14 protein-coding genes and 1 pseudogene are annotated in these 16,387 nt (G+C 56.4%); 11 read left to right on the top strand and 4 right to left on the bottom strand.

Annotated elements, in window-relative coordinates:
* Positions 1 to 316: 316 nt before the first annotated feature.
* From BLV07_RS07545 to BLV07_RS07565, 5 genes are all read left to right on the top strand, one after another.
* Positions 317 to 1,831 (top strand): amidase, encoded by a 1,515-nt coding sequence (locus BLV07_RS07545; RefSeq protein WP_091881902.1) that lies wholly within the window; start codon positions 317 to 319, stop codon positions 1,829 to 1,831.
* 202 nt (positions 1,832 to 2,033) lie between these two features.
* Positions 2,034 to 3,209, top strand: coding sequence for a sugar ABC transporter substrate-binding protein (locus BLV07_RS07550; RefSeq protein ID WP_091881905.1), 1,176 nt, complete (start codon positions 2,034 to 2,036; stop codon positions 3,207 to 3,209).
* A gap of 68 nt (positions 3,210 to 3,277) precedes the next feature.
* On the top strand, positions 3,278 to 4,240 hold the full coding sequence (locus BLV07_RS07555; RefSeq protein WP_091881908.1) for an ABC transporter permease: 963 nt from the start codon (positions 3,278 to 3,280) through the stop codon (positions 4,238 to 4,240).
* On the top strand, positions 4,237 to 5,778 hold the full coding sequence (locus BLV07_RS07560) for a sugar ABC transporter ATP-binding protein (RefSeq protein ID WP_091881910.1): 1,542 nt from the start codon (positions 4,237 to 4,239) through the stop codon (positions 5,776 to 5,778). The genes BLV07_RS07555 and BLV07_RS07560 overlap by 4 nt, the downstream gene beginning before the upstream one ends.
* Complete coding sequence (locus BLV07_RS07565; RefSeq protein ID WP_143035362.1) at positions 5,759 to 6,787, top strand: ABC transporter permease; 1,029 nt, start codon at positions 5,759 to 5,761, stop codon at positions 6,785 to 6,787. The genes BLV07_RS07560 and BLV07_RS07565 overlap by 20 nt, the downstream gene beginning before the upstream one ends.
* A gap of 940 nt (positions 6,788 to 7,727) precedes the next feature.
* Here the strand turns inward: BLV07_RS07565 and BLV07_RS48675 are convergent.
* Positions 7,728 to 8,058, bottom strand: a pseudogene (locus tag BLV07_RS48675) (LrgB family protein); the annotation flags it as partial.
* Between the two features lie 345 nt (positions 8,059 to 8,403).
* Positions 8,404 to 9,582, bottom strand: a complete 1,179-nt coding sequence (locus tag BLV07_RS07570) for a DNA sulfur modification protein DndB (protein ID WP_091881916.1) — start codon at positions 9,580 to 9,582, stop codon at positions 8,404 to 8,406.
* A 672-nt stretch (positions 9,583 to 10,254) separates the two neighbouring features.
* Here BLV07_RS07570 and BLV07_RS50070 point away from each other — a divergent pair.
* The 3 genes from BLV07_RS50070 (at position 10,255) to BLV07_RS07580 (ending at position 12,423) form a co-directional block, all read left to right on the top strand.
* Complete coding sequence (locus BLV07_RS50070; RefSeq protein WP_502689894.1) at positions 10,255 to 10,398, top strand: DUF6538 domain-containing protein; 144 nt, start codon at positions 10,255 to 10,257, stop codon at positions 10,396 to 10,398.
* Positions 10,399 to 10,418: 20 nt separating this feature from the next.
* A complete protein-coding gene (locus BLV07_RS48680) occupies positions 10,419 to 10,886 on the top strand; it encodes a site-specific integrase (protein ID WP_244551006.1) in 468 nt (155 codons plus the stop codon).
* Between the two features lie 256 nt (positions 10,887 to 11,142).
* Positions 11,143 to 12,423 (top strand): adenylate/guanylate cyclase domain-containing protein, encoded by a 1,281-nt coding sequence (locus BLV07_RS07580; protein WP_244551007.1) that lies wholly within the window; start codon positions 11,143 to 11,145, stop codon positions 12,421 to 12,423.
* A 196-nt stretch (positions 12,424 to 12,619) separates the two neighbouring features.
* Here BLV07_RS07580 and BLV07_RS07585 read toward each other — a convergent pair whose 3' ends face one another.
* Positions 12,620 to 12,907, bottom strand: a complete 288-nt coding sequence (locus BLV07_RS07585) for a hypothetical protein (RefSeq protein WP_244551008.1) — start codon at positions 12,905 to 12,907, stop codon at positions 12,620 to 12,622.
* Positions 12,908 to 13,095: 188 nt separating this feature from the next.
* Between BLV07_RS07585 and BLV07_RS47400 the strand changes: the two genes are divergently transcribed.
* On the top strand, positions 13,096 to 13,263 hold the full coding sequence (locus BLV07_RS47400; RefSeq protein WP_176945391.1) for a hypothetical protein: 168 nt from the start codon (positions 13,096 to 13,098) through the stop codon (positions 13,261 to 13,263).
* Positions 13,264 to 13,600: 337 nt separating this feature from the next.
* Here the strand turns inward: BLV07_RS47400 and BLV07_RS07595 are convergent, their stop codons facing one another.
* Positions 13,601 to 14,173 (bottom strand): hypothetical protein, encoded by a 573-nt coding sequence (locus BLV07_RS07595; RefSeq protein WP_091881921.1) that lies wholly within the window; start codon positions 14,171 to 14,173, stop codon positions 13,601 to 13,603.
* Positions 14,174 to 14,313: 140 nt separating this feature from the next.
* On the opposite strand from BLV07_RS07595, the gene BLV07_RS07600 reads away from it, so the two are divergent.
* Positions 14,314 to 15,567, top strand: coding sequence for a Tm-1-like ATP-binding domain-containing protein (locus BLV07_RS07600; protein WP_091881924.1), 1,254 nt, complete (start codon positions 14,314 to 14,316; stop codon positions 15,565 to 15,567).
* A complete protein-coding gene (locus BLV07_RS07605) occupies positions 15,554 to 16,384 on the top strand; it encodes a phosphoenolpyruvate hydrolase family protein (protein ID WP_244551010.1) in 831 nt (276 codons plus the stop codon). The genes BLV07_RS07600 and BLV07_RS07605 overlap by 14 nt, the downstream gene beginning before the upstream one ends.
* Positions 16,385 to 16,387: the final 3 nt, after the last annotated feature.

A 16,387-nucleotide genomic window follows, 5' to 3' on the forward strand; every position in this document is an offset into this window, starting at 1 on the left:
CTTCTTTTTGATTGATGCGTTCACGTCGGCAGCGGCAAAGGCACTAACTGCTTCTGCCGAGCCAGTTATGGCGCCGCATCTACGATCCGACGTGGCATGTCCACTTGGTCCATCGGCCCCCAATGCGCAAAGCAAACGCTCTAGATGGCATGGGTGCGAAAACTTCTGCTCTGCTTCGCCACTTTCTTGGCAAAATTACCCAGATTTACCCACTGTGAGCAACTGACGTCAGGTTCGACCAACCTGCAGTCGACTAGGCTTGCCGAATTGAGCCCATCGCAGAGTGGGTCTGCCCTTGAAATTACAGGAGCGCCCAGTGCCAGTTGTCCCGCCCACACCCGCCCAGTTGCGAGATGTCGCCTCACAGTGCGGCCTTTCACTTACCGACGAGGACGTCGTTTCCTTCCGCGGACTTATCAACGAATCTCTCGAGGCCTACAGATACATCGAAGCCCTCCCGGATGAGTTGCCTCAGGTGAAATATGCGCGCACCCCGGGGTATCAACCGCGGGCGGAAGAAAATCTGCACAACGCATGGTACCGTAAGGCGAGGGTCGAAGGAGCGCCAAGCGGAAAACTCAAGGGTAAGACCGTTGCGCTGAAAGATAACGTCATGTTGGCTGGGGTGCCAATGATGAACGGCTCGGCGACGCTCGAAGGATTCGTACCAGATATCGACGCAACCATTGTCACTCGCATGCTTGATGCGGGTGCCGAAATCGCAGGTAAAGTGCATTGCGAATGCTTTTGCACATCCGGTGGTAGCCATACCGGTGCGCTCGGACCTGTGCACAATCCTCATAAAATGGGCTACTCTGCGGGCGGCTCGTCTTCGGGCTCGGCCGTTGTCGTGGCGCTTGGCGAAGTCGATATGGCGATCGGCGGCGACCAGGGCGGCTCAATACGCATGCCATCGTCGTTTTGCGGTATCTACGGCATGAAGCCCACCTGGGGTCTTGTCCCCTATACCGGCATCATGCCCAATGAGCTGACGCTCGACCACACGGGCCCCATGACCGCAACGGTCGCGGACAATGCGTTGCTCTTGGAGGTAATCGCCGGAGACGACGGTTACGATCCACGCATCAAAGCACCGAAAGTCGAAGAATACACGAAAGCACTCGGTCAAAGCGTCAGCGGATTGAAGATCGGCGTTCTGAAGGAGGGCTTCGAACAGCGCGGGGCGGAAGCTGGTGTCAATCGAGCAGTTCGTGAAGCGGCCAAGCGCTTCAAGGATCTCGGGGCCTCGGTTGAAACGGTCTCTGTACCAATGCACCTCCAAGGTGCCGCAATCTGGACGCCGATCGGCACCGAGGGCGCCACACAAACCATGATGTTTGGTGACGGCTTTGGTACCAGCCGATCAGACCTCTTTTCACTGTCACTCATGGACTTCCATCGGGGGTGGCGCCAGAAGGCGAACTCCCTGTCCGAGCAGGCCAAGTTGTTCCTGTTGCTCGGCACTTACGTAAACAACACGTACGGGCCGCGATTCTACGGCAAGGCCGTCAACGTCTCTCGCCGCCTACGCGCAGCTTACGACAAGGCCCTTAAGGATTACGATCTCCTTCTTCTACCGACGACGCCGATGAAGGCGACGCAACTCCCTCCACATGACGTCAGCCGAGAGGATTATGTCACGCGCGCGACGGAGATGTTCACCAACACGGCTCCGTTCAACATCACGCACCATCCGGCTATGTCGCTGCCGTGCGGAATGGTGGATGGCCTTCCGGTGGGCCTGATGCTCGTTGGTCGCCACTTCGACGAAGCAACCATCTACAGGGCGGCGCACGCCTTCGAGCGGATCGGAGACTGGAAGAAGATGTGACCAGAGCAATGATGCCGGCCACAACGGACCACCGCCGCGTCCGCGGTACGTTGTGAACTCTCCGCTTCGCCGGGATGACCGTTCTGACGATAGGCAAACACGTTGTGTGTTCCGATTTCTTCCATCGCGAATACGTGCTGGCCTGCCGACCGATGTGAAAGAAAGGCAATCATCTACAACCAAGTACGAGGAGGGTCAATCAATGCGTAGACTGTCGACTTACCTTTTAGCTACCGCCGCATTCCTGGGCGTTGCGGGTGGTGCGAGCGCCGAGGATGTCCTGTCCGAAGTTTCCACATTAGAAAACGAATACTTCAATAACTGGTCGCAAGGTGCCGAACAGGCCGCAAAATCGCTCGGTCTAAACTATCGCATCCTTTCAGGCAAAGGTGATGCCGCAAAGCAAATCGAAATCTATGAGGCCCAATTCGGTACAGGTGTGAGGATCACGTTCGGCGAGAATCTGGTTGCGGCGAACATAAAGCCCATCGTTGAGATGGCGAAGAAAGTCGGTGCGGTGCATGTTGCTGTTTGGGAGTCACTTCCTGGCTTCCATCCTTTGGATGCGGGGGCCGAAAATTATGCTTTTGCAACGTTCTTCTCGCCGGATGATGTCGAAAACAGCTACAGAATTGCCAAATTGCTTTTTGACAAGATCGGCGGAAAAGGCAACGTCGCGCACATTACTGGTTTTCCCGGGGTAGATGCAGACATCTCCAGAACCGCGGGTTTCGATAAAGCTCTAGCCGAATACCCCAACATCAAGCTCGTCGCGCGCCAACCAGGAAAATGGAATCAGATTGACTCTCGCAAGGTCATGGAAGACCTATTGGTGGCGCACTCCAAGATTGATGCTGTCTTCGGGCAAAACGACTCGATTGCACTGGGCGCGATGCAAGCCGTCGAAGACGCTGGTATGCACATTCCGATCGTCGGCCTCGACGGTAATCGAGAAACCCTTAAGCTGGTGAAGGAAGGCCGCATTCTTGCGACAATGGGCTTTACCCCACAGTGGCAAGCCGGTTTTGCGCTCGTGCGGGCATACGATGTCGCTAAGGGATTTAAGCCGAGCCCGTGCGAACGCATGATGTACACGGGAGCCACGCTGATAACCGCTCAGAATGTGGACAAGTATCAAGCGTTTCTCGCCGGCGAGAAGCTTCCGTTTGATTGGAGGAAAATGTCGCGGGTTCTTCATCCCAGCGATTGGGATGCTCAAAACTATGTGTGGCCGATCGACGTGAAGACGTACTGGGGAGCTCGAACGCCGGTCGGATACAATTTTCCGAAGGCTTATCAAGATGCCGTTGAATCTGGTTGCGTGGATCAGCTCAAGGCGGAGTATAACGATCACTATAAACAGCGAATTCCCGAGTGATCGCTTCGGATGCCCCTCTCTCTCTGGAGAGGGGCGTCGTGTTTACCTCACGTTGACGGATCGCAAACATGCTAGAAGTGTCGTTGGTTGGGCGCAGAGATAGCGAGCTATGGCGGCGTGCCATAACTATCTTCGTCTTTACAATCGCGATTATATCTTTTGGTGTCGCGGCTCCATCGTTCTTTACCATCGCAAATATCAGGGCAATCGAACTATCGAGTTCGGTCCTCTTGATCTCATCCATCGGGGCGACCTTCGTGATCCTGATGGGCTCTATCGACCTATCGATCGGAGCGGTTGCTAGCTTTTGCGGCATGCTGGTCGCCCGGCTAGCACCAGACCTAGGTTTATGGTCAGTTCCTATCGCGTGTTTGGTCGGCTTGGTGTTTGGTGCGATCAATGGGCTGGTCTATGTCTACCTCAGAATTCCCTCGATTCTGGTGACGCTTGGAGCAGCAACGACCATTTCAGGAGCGGTACTCTTCATTTCAGATGGCCGGTCCTTATCAGTATCGAACGCGGCTGTCATTGACGTGGCCCAGGGCGCACTGGCCAATATAGTCCCCAATGCGGTACTTTTTTCGGCCGTGATCTACGGTGTTGCGATTCTAATAGGTGATCGCACGCGTTTCGGACGAATGACGCTCGCGATCGGAAGCGACGAGCAAGTAGCCGCGCTCATCGGAGTTAAGGTCAATACGATCAAAATCCAGGCGTTTGCATTGTCCGGCCTTCTTGCAGGAATTGCCGGAGTCCTGTTGGCCGCTCGTCTGGGATCCGCCACAGTCACAATGGGCAGTTACATGACTCTCGACACGATCACCGCAGTGGTCGTTGGCGGAACTGCGATTACGGGTGGGTTTGGCAACGTGCGCCTGACGATAATCGGGGTTCTTTTCATAACGATCCTTTCAGACGGCATGAACATTCTCGCCCTGCCGTCCTATCTACAAACAATCATTCAAGGGACCGTCATTCTGCTCGCTGTTCTTCTGAACACCAATCGTGCGAGCGCGGAGGACGTGAAATGAGTGGCGTGCCGACGCCCATCTACACGATGCGCAACGGGTCGAAGCGCTTCAATGGCATTTCCGTGGTCGAAGGAATCGATCTCGATGTATTCCCGAACGAAATAGTTGGCATTGCCGGCGAAAACGGGGCAGGCAAATCAACGACCCTCAAAATGATTGCCGGCATCCATACGCCGGATGCGGGAAGTATGAGACTCTGCGGCAAGAGCTTCAGGCCGACAAGCTATACTAAGGCCGTTGAGGCCGGGATTTCGATGGTCTTTCAGGAGCAGGCCCTTATTCCAAGCCTGACTGTCTACGAAAATATATTTCTCTCTTTAGAAGCCAACTTTGCCAATCCGATAGGCATCGTCGACAGAAGAGCGATGATGGCCGTGAGCGAAAGACACTTCAAAGACCTCGGTCTTGACTTCATCGATCCGTGCCGTCGCACAGGCGACTACGCTTTCCACGATCGGCAGATGATCGAGATTGCCAAGGCGTTCGTGTTGGCCGAGTATTTCCATATTGATCATCCCATCATCCTGCTCGACGAACCGACAGCGGCAATCGGCGAGCGAGAGATCAGAATTCTCTTTGATTCGATTCGGCGGTACCGTCGTCGCGCGTCATTCGTCCTCATTACCCACCGTCTTGCGGAATACGTAGAGCTTTGCGACCGCATCTACGTGTTCAAGGACGGGCGAAATGTTGGCGAGTTCGCAGGAGAACAGATCTCCGAACAAAGCCTTCATCGGGCGATGGTTGGCCGAACGCGAGACGACGAATACTTCATGGAGAAGCGCCAGCTGAAACTCGTGGGAGCGCCCATCGCGATCTCAGTCAAGGGTCTAAGCGGCCACAACGTCCAGAATGTCAGTTTTGAGGTTCGCAAAGGTGAGATCCTTGGAATTGGTGGCCTCGTCGGATGCGGCAAGGAGGCTGTAGCCAAAGCCATCGTCGGATTTGAACCCTTCCCCTCAAACGGCACCATCGAATTGGGCGGCGAAGCGTTGCCGCTTCGCGGACGTGGAAAAGCGGCGATCGTGCGCGGGATGGGTTTCGTCCCCAAAGAACGCAAGACCGAAGGCATCGTGCCTTACATGTCGGTTCAAGCAAATATGTCTTTGGCCTCGCTTCCGCTCGTCTCGCGCCTGTCTGGTTTCATTTCGCGCTCCCGAGAACGGATTCTCGCCGAAAAGTACATCAATCGCTTGCGTGTGAGATGCAAAGGTCCAACACAGCTTTGCCAATTCCTTTCCGGGGGTAATCAACAGAAGGTGGTGATAGCTAAATGGCTGGCCCGAAAGGTTCAGGTGCTGGTCCTCGACAATCCCACGCGCGGCGTCGATGTCGGCGCCAAACAAGAGATCTACGGCGTCCTGAGGGACTTGGCTGAGGAGGGCGTAGCTATTCTTCTGGTCACAGACGATCTGCCTGAGCTTATTGGAATGTCAAACCGCATCATCGTGATGCGAGAGGGAGAAATTCAGTTCGTGTGCAACGCGCCTGCCGATAACAAGCCAACGGAGCAGGAACTTGTCCAACACATGGTATGAGCCGCAGACGACTGGGTCGAGATCAGGTGTAGAAGTAAAAGTGCAGATCGCCCAGTTTTATAACCGTCACCGTCCCATCATAAATGCGATAGGGCCATTGTTGCTGCTGATGGCAATGGTCGCGGTGTTCGCGCTGATCAACCCGCGCTTTTTAAGTTGGATAAATCTTTTCAATCTGATGCGACAGTCCTCGATCCTGCTGATCGTCTCAACGGGCATCACATTTGTGATTCTCATGGGAGCGCTTGACCTTTCCGTTGGAGCCATCGTGACACTTGTGGCAATTTCGTCTGCGGTTCTGATCCGTGACTTTGATGTAGGTGCGGTCGGAATAGCCGTCGCTGCCGCAGGCATTGGAGCGCTGTGTGGCCTCGCAAATGCTGCGCTCGTCCTTCGACTACGGCTGCCTTCTTTCGTTGCCACACTAGGCACGATGACTATTCTTGGCGGCGTTTCCACGTGGATCAGCGGCGGTGGCAACGTGTTCTTTCAGAGCCCGAACCTCACGTGGATTGCTTCCGGTTCTGTGATTGGTCGAATTCCGAATTCGGGAGTGTTGGCGCTTCTCATTTTTGTGGTCGCTTCCTTTGTCGGTGCGAGAAGCCACTTCGGAAGAGCCCTTTTTGCGATCGGTGGTGGTGGCCTCACTGCTCGACTTTCGGGGATTGACGTTCTTCGCACCAAAGCCGTCGCTTTTGTTGTCTCCGGAATGCTTTGCGGAGTTGCGGGCTTGCTACTTGTCGCGCGGACATCAACGGGAACGTCGCGCATGGGAGACGATCTGCTGCTCCAGGCGATCGCCGCGGTCGTGATGGGCGGAACCGCGCTATCTGGAGGTTCAGGCGGAGTCCATCGAACATTGACCGGCGTTCTGGTGATCGCCGTGCTGCAAAATGGTCTCAATATCGCAGGCGTGCATACATACCTTCAAATCATGGTCACGGGCCTGATCGTAGTTCTATCTGTTACAATAACTCTCGATCGATCGAGGCTAGCGTTTATTAAATAGCGGAGCACTGTCGTGGCGATATGGACCGACAATTGCCTCCCTCTGACTCGCGCCATCTAAACGCGCGTTGTGGCGAGAACAGGATGTCGGCCGGATCACTCGAGCTGTTGGGGAAAAGGTGCGGCCGGTCGACATCGCCTGTTAGGCTTGCTGATGGCGGTTAGAACCGAAATGGCGCGCCGAGAGCTCCGTTTCTAGATGCATCAGTCGAATGCCTATCCAACTTGTTGCCGGCCCGATGTCATCAGAAAATTCCGATCTGTGAGAGGGAGCTCGCGCACATGTTGCATCGGCGCGCGCATGCGAGTCCGAGAGTGGCTTCGGAATCGAATTGACCTGTCGAACCCGTTGGTATCTCTCTCCGAAAGATCGCTCGTTCCTGTGGAAGCACGCATTTGCCGCGAGAAACCTTTGGATTAGGAAATGAGCTCGCCCGCGTATTGTGCTGACGAAGTATCGGTTGCTCTTTCACAACCGCGCGGGCTGGTAGTGCCAGCGTGCCAGCGGCCACCTGTTAAGTGAATCGTGCCCGTGCGACTCCGCAAACATCGCGTTTCTAGAGCCGTGGGAAGGTAACTGTCGCGTCAGACCTGGAAGACAGCTGCGCCTAACGGTCGGTTTACTCAAAATTACCCGGATGCTGAGGTCGTGCGCCGTGACCAATCCCACATCATTTGAATAATAGCGACCGACGGCCAGAATTCCGTTCTGATCTCTTGGCTCCGCTGGCAGACCGGTTCGTCTGCTTTCTCCCAAGACTTGAGCCGCTGCCGGAGAAATCCGGCAGCGGTTTTTTTGGAGCTTCATCATGCCCACTTTGCAGTCGAGATATTGAGGTGATTGCAGCCAGTTCGATGAACGGACAGCGCAACGATAGTCGTGCCTGATAGCCCGCCCGTTGCATCGTCGCATGTAACGAAAAAGGCGGGCTACGAAAAGATCATGGGACGAGCAGCACCGGACCTGATGTAACAAGTGCATTGAGGCTCATCCGAGGCTCGAAAAGGAGCCGGCGAGTTCATCGAGCTGGAAGCGAGCGCTGTCCCTTCGTCCCGATCCCGTGCACCCCCGCCGCAAAGTCGCGCGCTCGGAAATCTGCGATCCCGTGCGGTTCTTCAGCGGCGTCACCACGATCGCCTCCATATAGCTGTGAGAATAGCCGCAGCAGTTAGCGACGGGGCCGCATCCAACGTCTAGCTAATGCCTATTGCAACACCAGCTGCGACTGATTCCGGCGCTAGCGACGAGATCACCTCGCGAGGCAGCCCAGCCGGAAACGCGGCAGAAAAGCGGCATTGGTATTCCTTAGAGAGCTGAATTGCAGCCATACCCAGACAGACAGACGGAGATTGATTGGTGCTGTCGCACGTCAGCGCCGACGCCGGTTCTCGACGTGCGAAGTTCCTAAAAACATAAGAGGTCCGATGGCGGGCCTCGTCGTGAAGGGGCCCAACACCCGCGACGAGAGCCCCTCCTCGACTGCGACTAGGCGGGCACGGGGGGAAACGAGCCCAACCGCGACGACAACTGGCCTTTCAGATTTTTGCCAGCAAATCCGTTCCAAAAAGAAAGGCCCCACATGGGGCCCTTCTGGTCTTGATCTTGTCGCCGGTCGATCAGGCGGCCTTTGAGGCGGCTCCGCCACGAACCCGCGAATACCCGGCGGATGCCGGATCGGTGAGGGTCGCGTACACCGCGTATGCCGTCTCCTTGGACCCACCCAGCGAGAACGAGCCCTTCGGGGTGAACTTTCCAGCGATGCCTTCCCAGGTCTTGTCGCGTGTCCAGTTCACGCCAGAGAGACTGTTGACAAGCTCGCGGGCCTTCAAGGCGCGATCTTTCGGATCGGCAACGTTGACCAACGGATGCCCAACTGCGCCGAGCGCTGCCATCGCCGTCGGTGAGGAAGCAAGGCTGTGCTCCCGGTTCTCGAGCGCGGGCCCGTAGGCCTCCGTCAGGGCGTTGAACCAATCGATGGCTGCCCGCTCGATTGCATTAATCGTCTCTTCCGGGACCGGGACAGGCCGTGCACCGTACTGAACACCGTTGATGCCCTTCGCCAAGGTCACGCAAGCACCGCGCAGGGTGGTGATCGTGACCACCTCGGCGTCGGTCGAGCGCAACTGACGACGAACCTTGTTCACCCTGCCCTTGAAGAAGCCGACATGCCGCTCGACCTCGCGGCAGACGCGGGTGATGGGGTCACGAGCGTCCATACCGAGGCTCAAGGCTGCGTTGGGACGCACACCGAGAGTGTTCAGATCGTGAAACGCCTGCCGCGCCCAGCCCTCGTCCCGACCGTGGTTGATGTAGATGGGAACGAAGTCCTTCTTCGTTTCGGGATCGAGGTTGGCTGCTTCGTGACGAGCCGCGAGTTGCGTCTCGCCGTCGATGGCGACCAGCCTCTTGTCCCACGGGACCTGGATGAACGCGGTGCCGTCCTCGCGCATCTCAACCAACAATGGCGCCTCGCAGTAGAGCGTGATGGCAGGCGTCAAGCCATCCTGACCATTGCGCAACGCAACGATGTAATCGGCATACGGCTCGACGTTCTTCTTCTTCGCGCCCTCGAACAGGCGCTGGACCTCGTCACGGATGCCGCGGAGTTCCTGCAACTCGTGTGAGGCGTCGAGCTTCTTCTTATTCTCGCTGTCGCGTGGATCGGGCGCGATCTGGAAGAGCTGAGAGGCGCGAACTCGACCGATGAAACGGTTCTCATCAATCGCGGTCCCGGCGATGATGTGCCCGTCCGTCGGGTTGAGGGGTTTGGTGTGGGTTGTAGAGATGGTTGACATTGCAATAGCGGTCCTTTGCCGCCTTGTCCGTCACCCTGGACAATTGGGGGCGGGGACCATACATTCCGATTGCTAAAGCCGGACTGGCGGGTCCCCGCCGGTTTCAAAGAACCCGAGCCTTCCTAACGGATCGCTCGGGTTTTTGCGTTGTACACCTGAGTCGCGGAACCCGCAAGTCGGGAGTTCCATTTTCTGCGATGGCGGCTCTCCAGCTGGCTGGTCGCAAGACTCGAGCTAGCGCATCGCCAGGCATTTTGTACCCGAGTTCAGATATCCTCAACTCGAGCTGCGTGACCGAGCCGCTCAAACAGTCCGAGGCGATCCTCTAGCCCCGCGATAATGCGTTGCTTTGGTCCAATCTCCTGGTGCAGGCGTTCGGCGACACAAAAAACCGTTATTCCTCAAGGTCCTGCGTCCGAAATGGTGCAATCCTTTCCTCGGCACCATACGATTCTGGATCGCGAATAAATCCAGATAGATAAGCCCTTTCAGGGTGTTGCGTTGGCCCCGACTGTGTAACAATGGGGTGTAACATTGCTGTTCAGGGTTGTTCGGCCAATGCGCCGGGACGGGTCTCAAAACAAGTGATTTGCTCAGCGCATCCCTGCTGATGTCCGCCCCAAAGTAATCGGTGTCGGACTCGCAATCCCGCTGGGCGATAGCTTCGTTTTCGTGACGCCTAGCGAGAGCACCCAAGCCATTCGTTTCTCCCTCCGCACTGCCGATCCCAGTGAGGCCAAGACGCGTAACGCCATTGCGGCGGCCTATCTTGAGGGTGTCTGGCAAGCTCTCCGCAATGATGCCCCCGTGATCTGAGCCACCGACAGGCGACGGCCTTGGCGGGCCAACTCTATCGCGTTTGGGCGGACAAGCGCGAAGGCAAGCTCTGGGTGCTCCACGTGACGCCGGAAGCGGGACCGGTCAAGACAGATGAAGCTCGCGATCTCGTGCTCCATCGGCAACTCATCGAGGAAGGCTTCTTGGCTTTCTTTGAAGAGTCGAAGGGTGGCTATCTGTTCATAGAGCCGAAGGCCGGTGAGCTAGGTGTGCGCAATGCGGTGAAGACGGCGCGGAATAAGGTCAATGAATTCGTCCGCGAGGTTCTGAAGGATAAGAACGTTGATCCTAGCCACGGTTGGCGGCATCGGATCAAGACGGTTGGCATTGATCAGGGCGTTGAGATGCGCGTGCGGGATGCCATTCAGGGGCATGCGCCGCGCAATGTTTCGGAGGGCTACGGGGACGTGACTATTAAGGCCAAGGCGAATGCAATAGTTCGGTTTCCGGCCATCGACGTCGCATAATCGGACGCCTGTAAGGTCCCCTAAGAAGCGGAATAAGACCTAGCTGCTTTGTCCCACTCGCGGATAGCAAATATCTCAGGCTACTCTGGTTCGTGCGGAGTTTTAGAGGCTGCGTAAAACGCTCCGAAGCATAGCGATCGGAATCCAAAGCGGCTTAGGCAACAGCCCCGGAAGTAGCTTCAAGCTGGCGGCCTATTCTGGCGCCGGCATCTTATGCTTAGATACATAGGGAATGTACTCACCCGGGAGAAACTCTTTGACCACAGCACGAACCGACCGACGACTGGCCGCTATCCTTGCGGCTGATGTCGCCGGGTATAGCTTGCAAATGGGGGCGGATGAAGAAGGCACATTAGCCCGTTTGAAGGCGGTAAGAAAAACTCTCATTGATCCCACGCTCGTTCAGCATCGCGGCCGAATATTTAAGACTATGGGGGACGGGCTGCTGGTTGAGTTTGCAAGCGCGGTTGATGCGGTACGTGCGGCTGTTGATATTCAACGAGCCATGGCAAAACAAAACGGGGCCGTGTCGAAGACTCAAAGGATTGAGCTTCGTATCGGCATTCATCTTGGCGATATCATAATTGATGACGACGATATCTTGGGGGATGGCGTGAATATCGCGGCCCGGCTGGAAAGCAGTGCCGAACCTGGAGGCATTTGCGTATCCGGTGCTGTGCACGACCAGGTTCGCGACAAGGTGTCGTTTCCATTTACTGATCTGGGTGAACAAACGCTGAAGCACATCGCGCGGCCGGTAAAGAGTTATGGCATTGCGGCAAAAGACATGGTTCAGCGGCAAGAGATGCAAAAGGATGACAAGATCTCAAAGCCGATCGTGGTCATTGTGACCGGAGTTAGAAATCGAATCGGTAAAACGACTGTAGCCAAGACATTATTAGACTATTGGACGGCCAACCAACTTTCCTTCCGGATTTTCGACGCAAGTGGGTCCGGTAATAACGATCTAGCTCGCTTCCACCCAGAAGCTACGCGCGTCGTCGATCTAGCATCGGTCGAAGACCAAATGGCTGTTTTTGACACCCTTAATAAGGGGCCAAAGATCACATTAATTGAAATTGGAAGCGATCAGTTCATCACCGTTCTGAGGACGTTGGACCATATAGGTTTCGTCGCGGCGGCTGACGCTGGAGCAATCGATTTCAGGTGCCTGTATGTCTACGATGAGAACGAGCCAGATTTATCCGAGGTTCGTAGCTACTTTAGGGATGGTTTTTTTCATCCGGTCTTGAATGAGCTAACGCGTCAAAAACCGGCAGGCGTTGAGAAAGCGCAATCTGCGTCCGGGGATATCGCAATTCCCGCTTTGCCCAAGCAAGCAATCGCAAGCGCTGAAAACGAATCCGTTGGCTTTTTGACGTACGTTGCCAACAAATTGCCGAACGGCGCTGGCGCGGATTACTCCTTCGTTTTGCGCGGCTATGTTAGAGCTTGGTTGGCCGAAATATGGACCTACTACGACAAGATAGAAATGTGGAAAAATTCAAAGGCGTCAAAGTCAAAGGCCTCGAAGTAAGTGCATTGAAGCAAAGGATGCGCGGATTCGATAATTGACGCTAGTTCGGAGAATCTTGGTGGCCTGCTTGAGTCCTCAACATGAAGTGGAGGAAGAGGCTATGGCGCAAGCAACCGCAGTGGCCAACAAAAGCTCGATTGAGGCCACAAGCGGCCCTGTCACGTCGAGTACCGGTAAGCCGACATCGATCTAGCCCTTATCGCGTGTTCGCGTAGTCCGTTGCTGCTGATTTGCAGGCAGCAATCTTGGCGGACGCCAGCACAGCACCTTCACGCAAGGCCGCCTCATAGGATTCATCTTTGTGGTTCGCGTGAAGATAAGCCCCGAGCAAGGCGGCAGCGACCAAAACCACGACGTAACGGGCCCGCTCCAAAATCAGCCGCGCCTTGAGGTTCTTCTGAATGCGAGTGACCGTGGCCAAAAATACGGCCGGTGTGCTCACGAGTAGGATGGCCACCCGCACGTCCGACGCAATGGGGATCACCGCGGCCGTCCATCTGCCAGTGCCGCCACCGCGGCCTTCAGCGTCGCCGCATCGACCGTGCCTGTGATCCGCATCCGAGCCCCGGCCGCAAACTCGATCTCGATCGACCCGCCGCTGCTGCTGGACGGCGCGACTGGACAAGGCATCTGCCCTGATTCCGCGACCACTATCCTAAGGCGGTCACCGGCTTGGAAAAGCGTGTCTGTGTCTTCAACAACGATTTCATTGCGGCTAACTTGCGATGGGAATCAGGTGTAGCAAGCCCCATCTTCTACATCGGTGCTGACCAAGCAGAAGCGGCGAAACAACTCAAGGCGCTGGAGGCCGTCCTGCCGGCTATGCTGGCGAGCTGTTGAGATTAGCGGCCTTTAACAGGCACAATCTCACGAGCTACGCTGATATCGTAGACTATCTTAGTTCGCCAATCTCAGAACGTCGTCTGAAGCAGAACATTCGGATGAGTAAGCTTCGTCTGCGGGCGCTTGCGCAGGGATCAAAGACCTAGCACTTGATCCGGTCACTCGGCACATGGGTCAACGGTTGGCATTACGGCCGCTCTAAGACCCATTTTGGGAGGCGGATCGCCCGTGAGCCCCAAACACAAGGCTGTGTAACAAGCCAACGGGGGGCTTGAAAAAATCTTAATTCAATAGGGTAAGGTAGCGGCTCACGCAATCCCGCTAGTCACTTTGTTCAAGTTGGCCGCTTCGAAGTCGTCCCATCCAGAAGCGCGAACATTGGTAATGACGATCCGTGCTGGCCAAGGCTTACCAGCTCCATCTCCTCGCTCATCGTCCGTGTAAGAGCCTCTGCTGGTAGATGGATGAGTCCGTCCAGATGGGAGCCAAGTCGCTTCTCCGCTGCGGTAATTTCAGAATCACTCGCGATGGCAAACAACGCCTTGAAACCATGGCTTGTGAACCATTCCATCCGCCGAAGTTCGAGCTCCTGTCCGGCATCAACGGGTACGCCCGCCGCCGACCGCTCGATCATAGATGCAGGCGGGAAATTGGCGACGCCGGTGATGCCGGCATCCTTCAACGATTCGGCAATATCCTCCCAGCAAGCGAAGGGGTCGATCATGAGTATCGCCGCATAGACATGAGGAGCGGACGTTGCCTTGTCGAGGGTTAGCAAGTCTCGCAAAAGACACTCATTCCAGTCGAGGATTGGCAGGGTCGCCATGACTAGCATGGAGCCTTCTGGAAGGCTGCGCAAAGAGGGCGCGTAGACTTGCAATTGTGCGCCTTTAGCTATGTCAGACATGCGTGTGGCAAGTTTGCCGGGAACTCTCGCTCTCACCGTTTCTACCCAATGTTACCCATTTGGACGCCTCACCGATCTTATACCCGGGCAGAGCCGGGTCTAGACCACCTGTTGTTAGGAATGGTTCTGGGAGGAAGATCGTGTCTCACCATTGTACGGACGACCAGAGGTCGGCCCGGGATGGTAACCTGTCCGAACTGGCGATTGGAGCCGCGACTACGGACGCGGTCGCGATCGTGGCCACGCTGGATACCAAGGGCCGCGAGGCGTCTTACCTTGCCGACATTATCGAGGCGTGCGGCCGCAAGACCATCCTGATCGACGTCGGCACTAAGAGGGATGACGGCAACAAACAAGCCGATGCGACGGCCCCCACCGAACTCTTAAAGCAGATTGCTGAAAGGACGCGCAGTAAGGTTGGTGATCTCCTGGGATCAGGAACGATCAGCGCGATTGTCGGGGTTGCGGGTGGCAGGGGGAGCGCGGTTTTCGGCGAGGTTGTGTCTGAGCTTCCTTATGGTTTTCCGAAACTTCTGGTGAGCAGCGCAAGGCCTGCGCTACTCGCCGAATTGGCCACTCACAGCGACATCATCCTCTATCCAACGCTGGTCGATCTCTTCGGCATTAATGTCTTTACCACAAGGGTGCTCGACAACGCGGGGCGGGCCATTGCGGCCACGCGCTATGCTCCCGCCAAGCTTGGACGAGACAAGAAGATCGTTGCGATCACTGCCTTCGGCGTGACCACGCCGGCGGCGAATCAGTGCGCAGCGCGGCTTGCCGACGCCGGCGTAGACGCAATCGTCTTTCCGGCTAACGGGGCGGGCGGCCGTAAAATGGAGCAGCTGATCGCGGCTGGTGAATTCGACGCCGTCATTGATTTGACCACAACTGAGCTCGCAGACGAAATCGTTGGAGGCACCGCAAGCGCCGGTCCAGATCGGCTCAAGGCAGCGTCGCGGCAAATGATTCCGCAAGTGATCGCGCCCGGTGCGGTCGATATGGTCAATTTTGGCCTGCCATCGAGCGTTCCTGATCAGTTTCGCGGTCGGCAGTTCTACGCCCATACGCCTTACACGACGCTCATGCGCACAACTGCGTCTGAGAACGCGAGCATTGGCCGGCTCACGGCAGAACGGCTATCGCGAGCAAAAGGACCCGCAATGGTCCTTTGGCCGGCGAAAGGCGTATCCGATTACGACCGCCAAGGCGGCATCTTCTACGATCCGGACGCCGACAAGGCTTGGCTGGATGCGGTCAAGGAACGTCTCTCCGCGCACGTCATGGTCCGCGACCTGAACTGTCACATTAACGATGGCGAGTTCGCCGAGGCTGCCGCGGCATGGATCCTGGAACAACTCACGCAAGAAGGTTCATCCCATGCGGATGTTTGACCGAGCCGAAATTCTTTCCAGGATCGAAGGACAGGTGGCGGAGCGAAAAGCAATTCTCGCGGCAGGAAGTAGCTGCGGCCTGGTCGCGAAATGTGCCGTTCTTGGAGGTGCCGACATGCTGGTGGTCTACTCGACCGGCCTGTCGCGTCTGATGGGGCTTCCCACGAGCCGGATTGGCGATTCCAACGCACGCACGCTGGAGCTTGCGGCCGAAATTCGTAACGTGGTGTCTTCCGTGCCGGTGGTTGGCGGTATCGAGGCTTGGGATCCTCTCCGGCTCAACCTCGATGCTCTTTTGGACAAGTTCTGGGCTGCTGGGTTCTCCGGCGTCATCAACTATCCGACGATCTCCACTATGGGTGACAAGTGGCGTGACCGCCGCGGCCGCGTCGGCCTCGGCTTTGAACGTGAAGTCGAGCTGATTGCTCTCGCGCGCAAGAAGAACATCTTTTCGCTCGCCTATGTCGGAAGCCCTCAAGACGCCAAAGCGATGGCAAGTGCAGGGGCCGACTGCATCGTCCCACATGTCGGCGCAACGCGCGGCGGCCTGGTCGGTCATGAGGACGGGCAATCCATAAAGGAGGCGATCCGGCGCATCAATGAAATCAACGCGGCGGCGCGAACCGTCCGGTCGGACGTCCTCTCGTTTTGCCATGGTGGGGCAATTGCCGAGCCTGAAGATACGATCGAGGTCTATCGAACGACCGAGTGTGTCGGCTTTGTTGGCGCATCCTCAATTGAAAGAATTCCAATTGAGCGGGCAGTGAAAACAGCGGCGGCGGAATTCAAAGCTGTCCCGCTTCCGCAAACTCATTGATGT

The sequence above is a fragment of the Bradyrhizobium sp. Rc2d genome (assembly GCF_900099855.1).
Classification (GTDB): Bacteria; Pseudomonadota; Alphaproteobacteria; order Rhizobiales; family Xanthobacteraceae; genus Bradyrhizobium.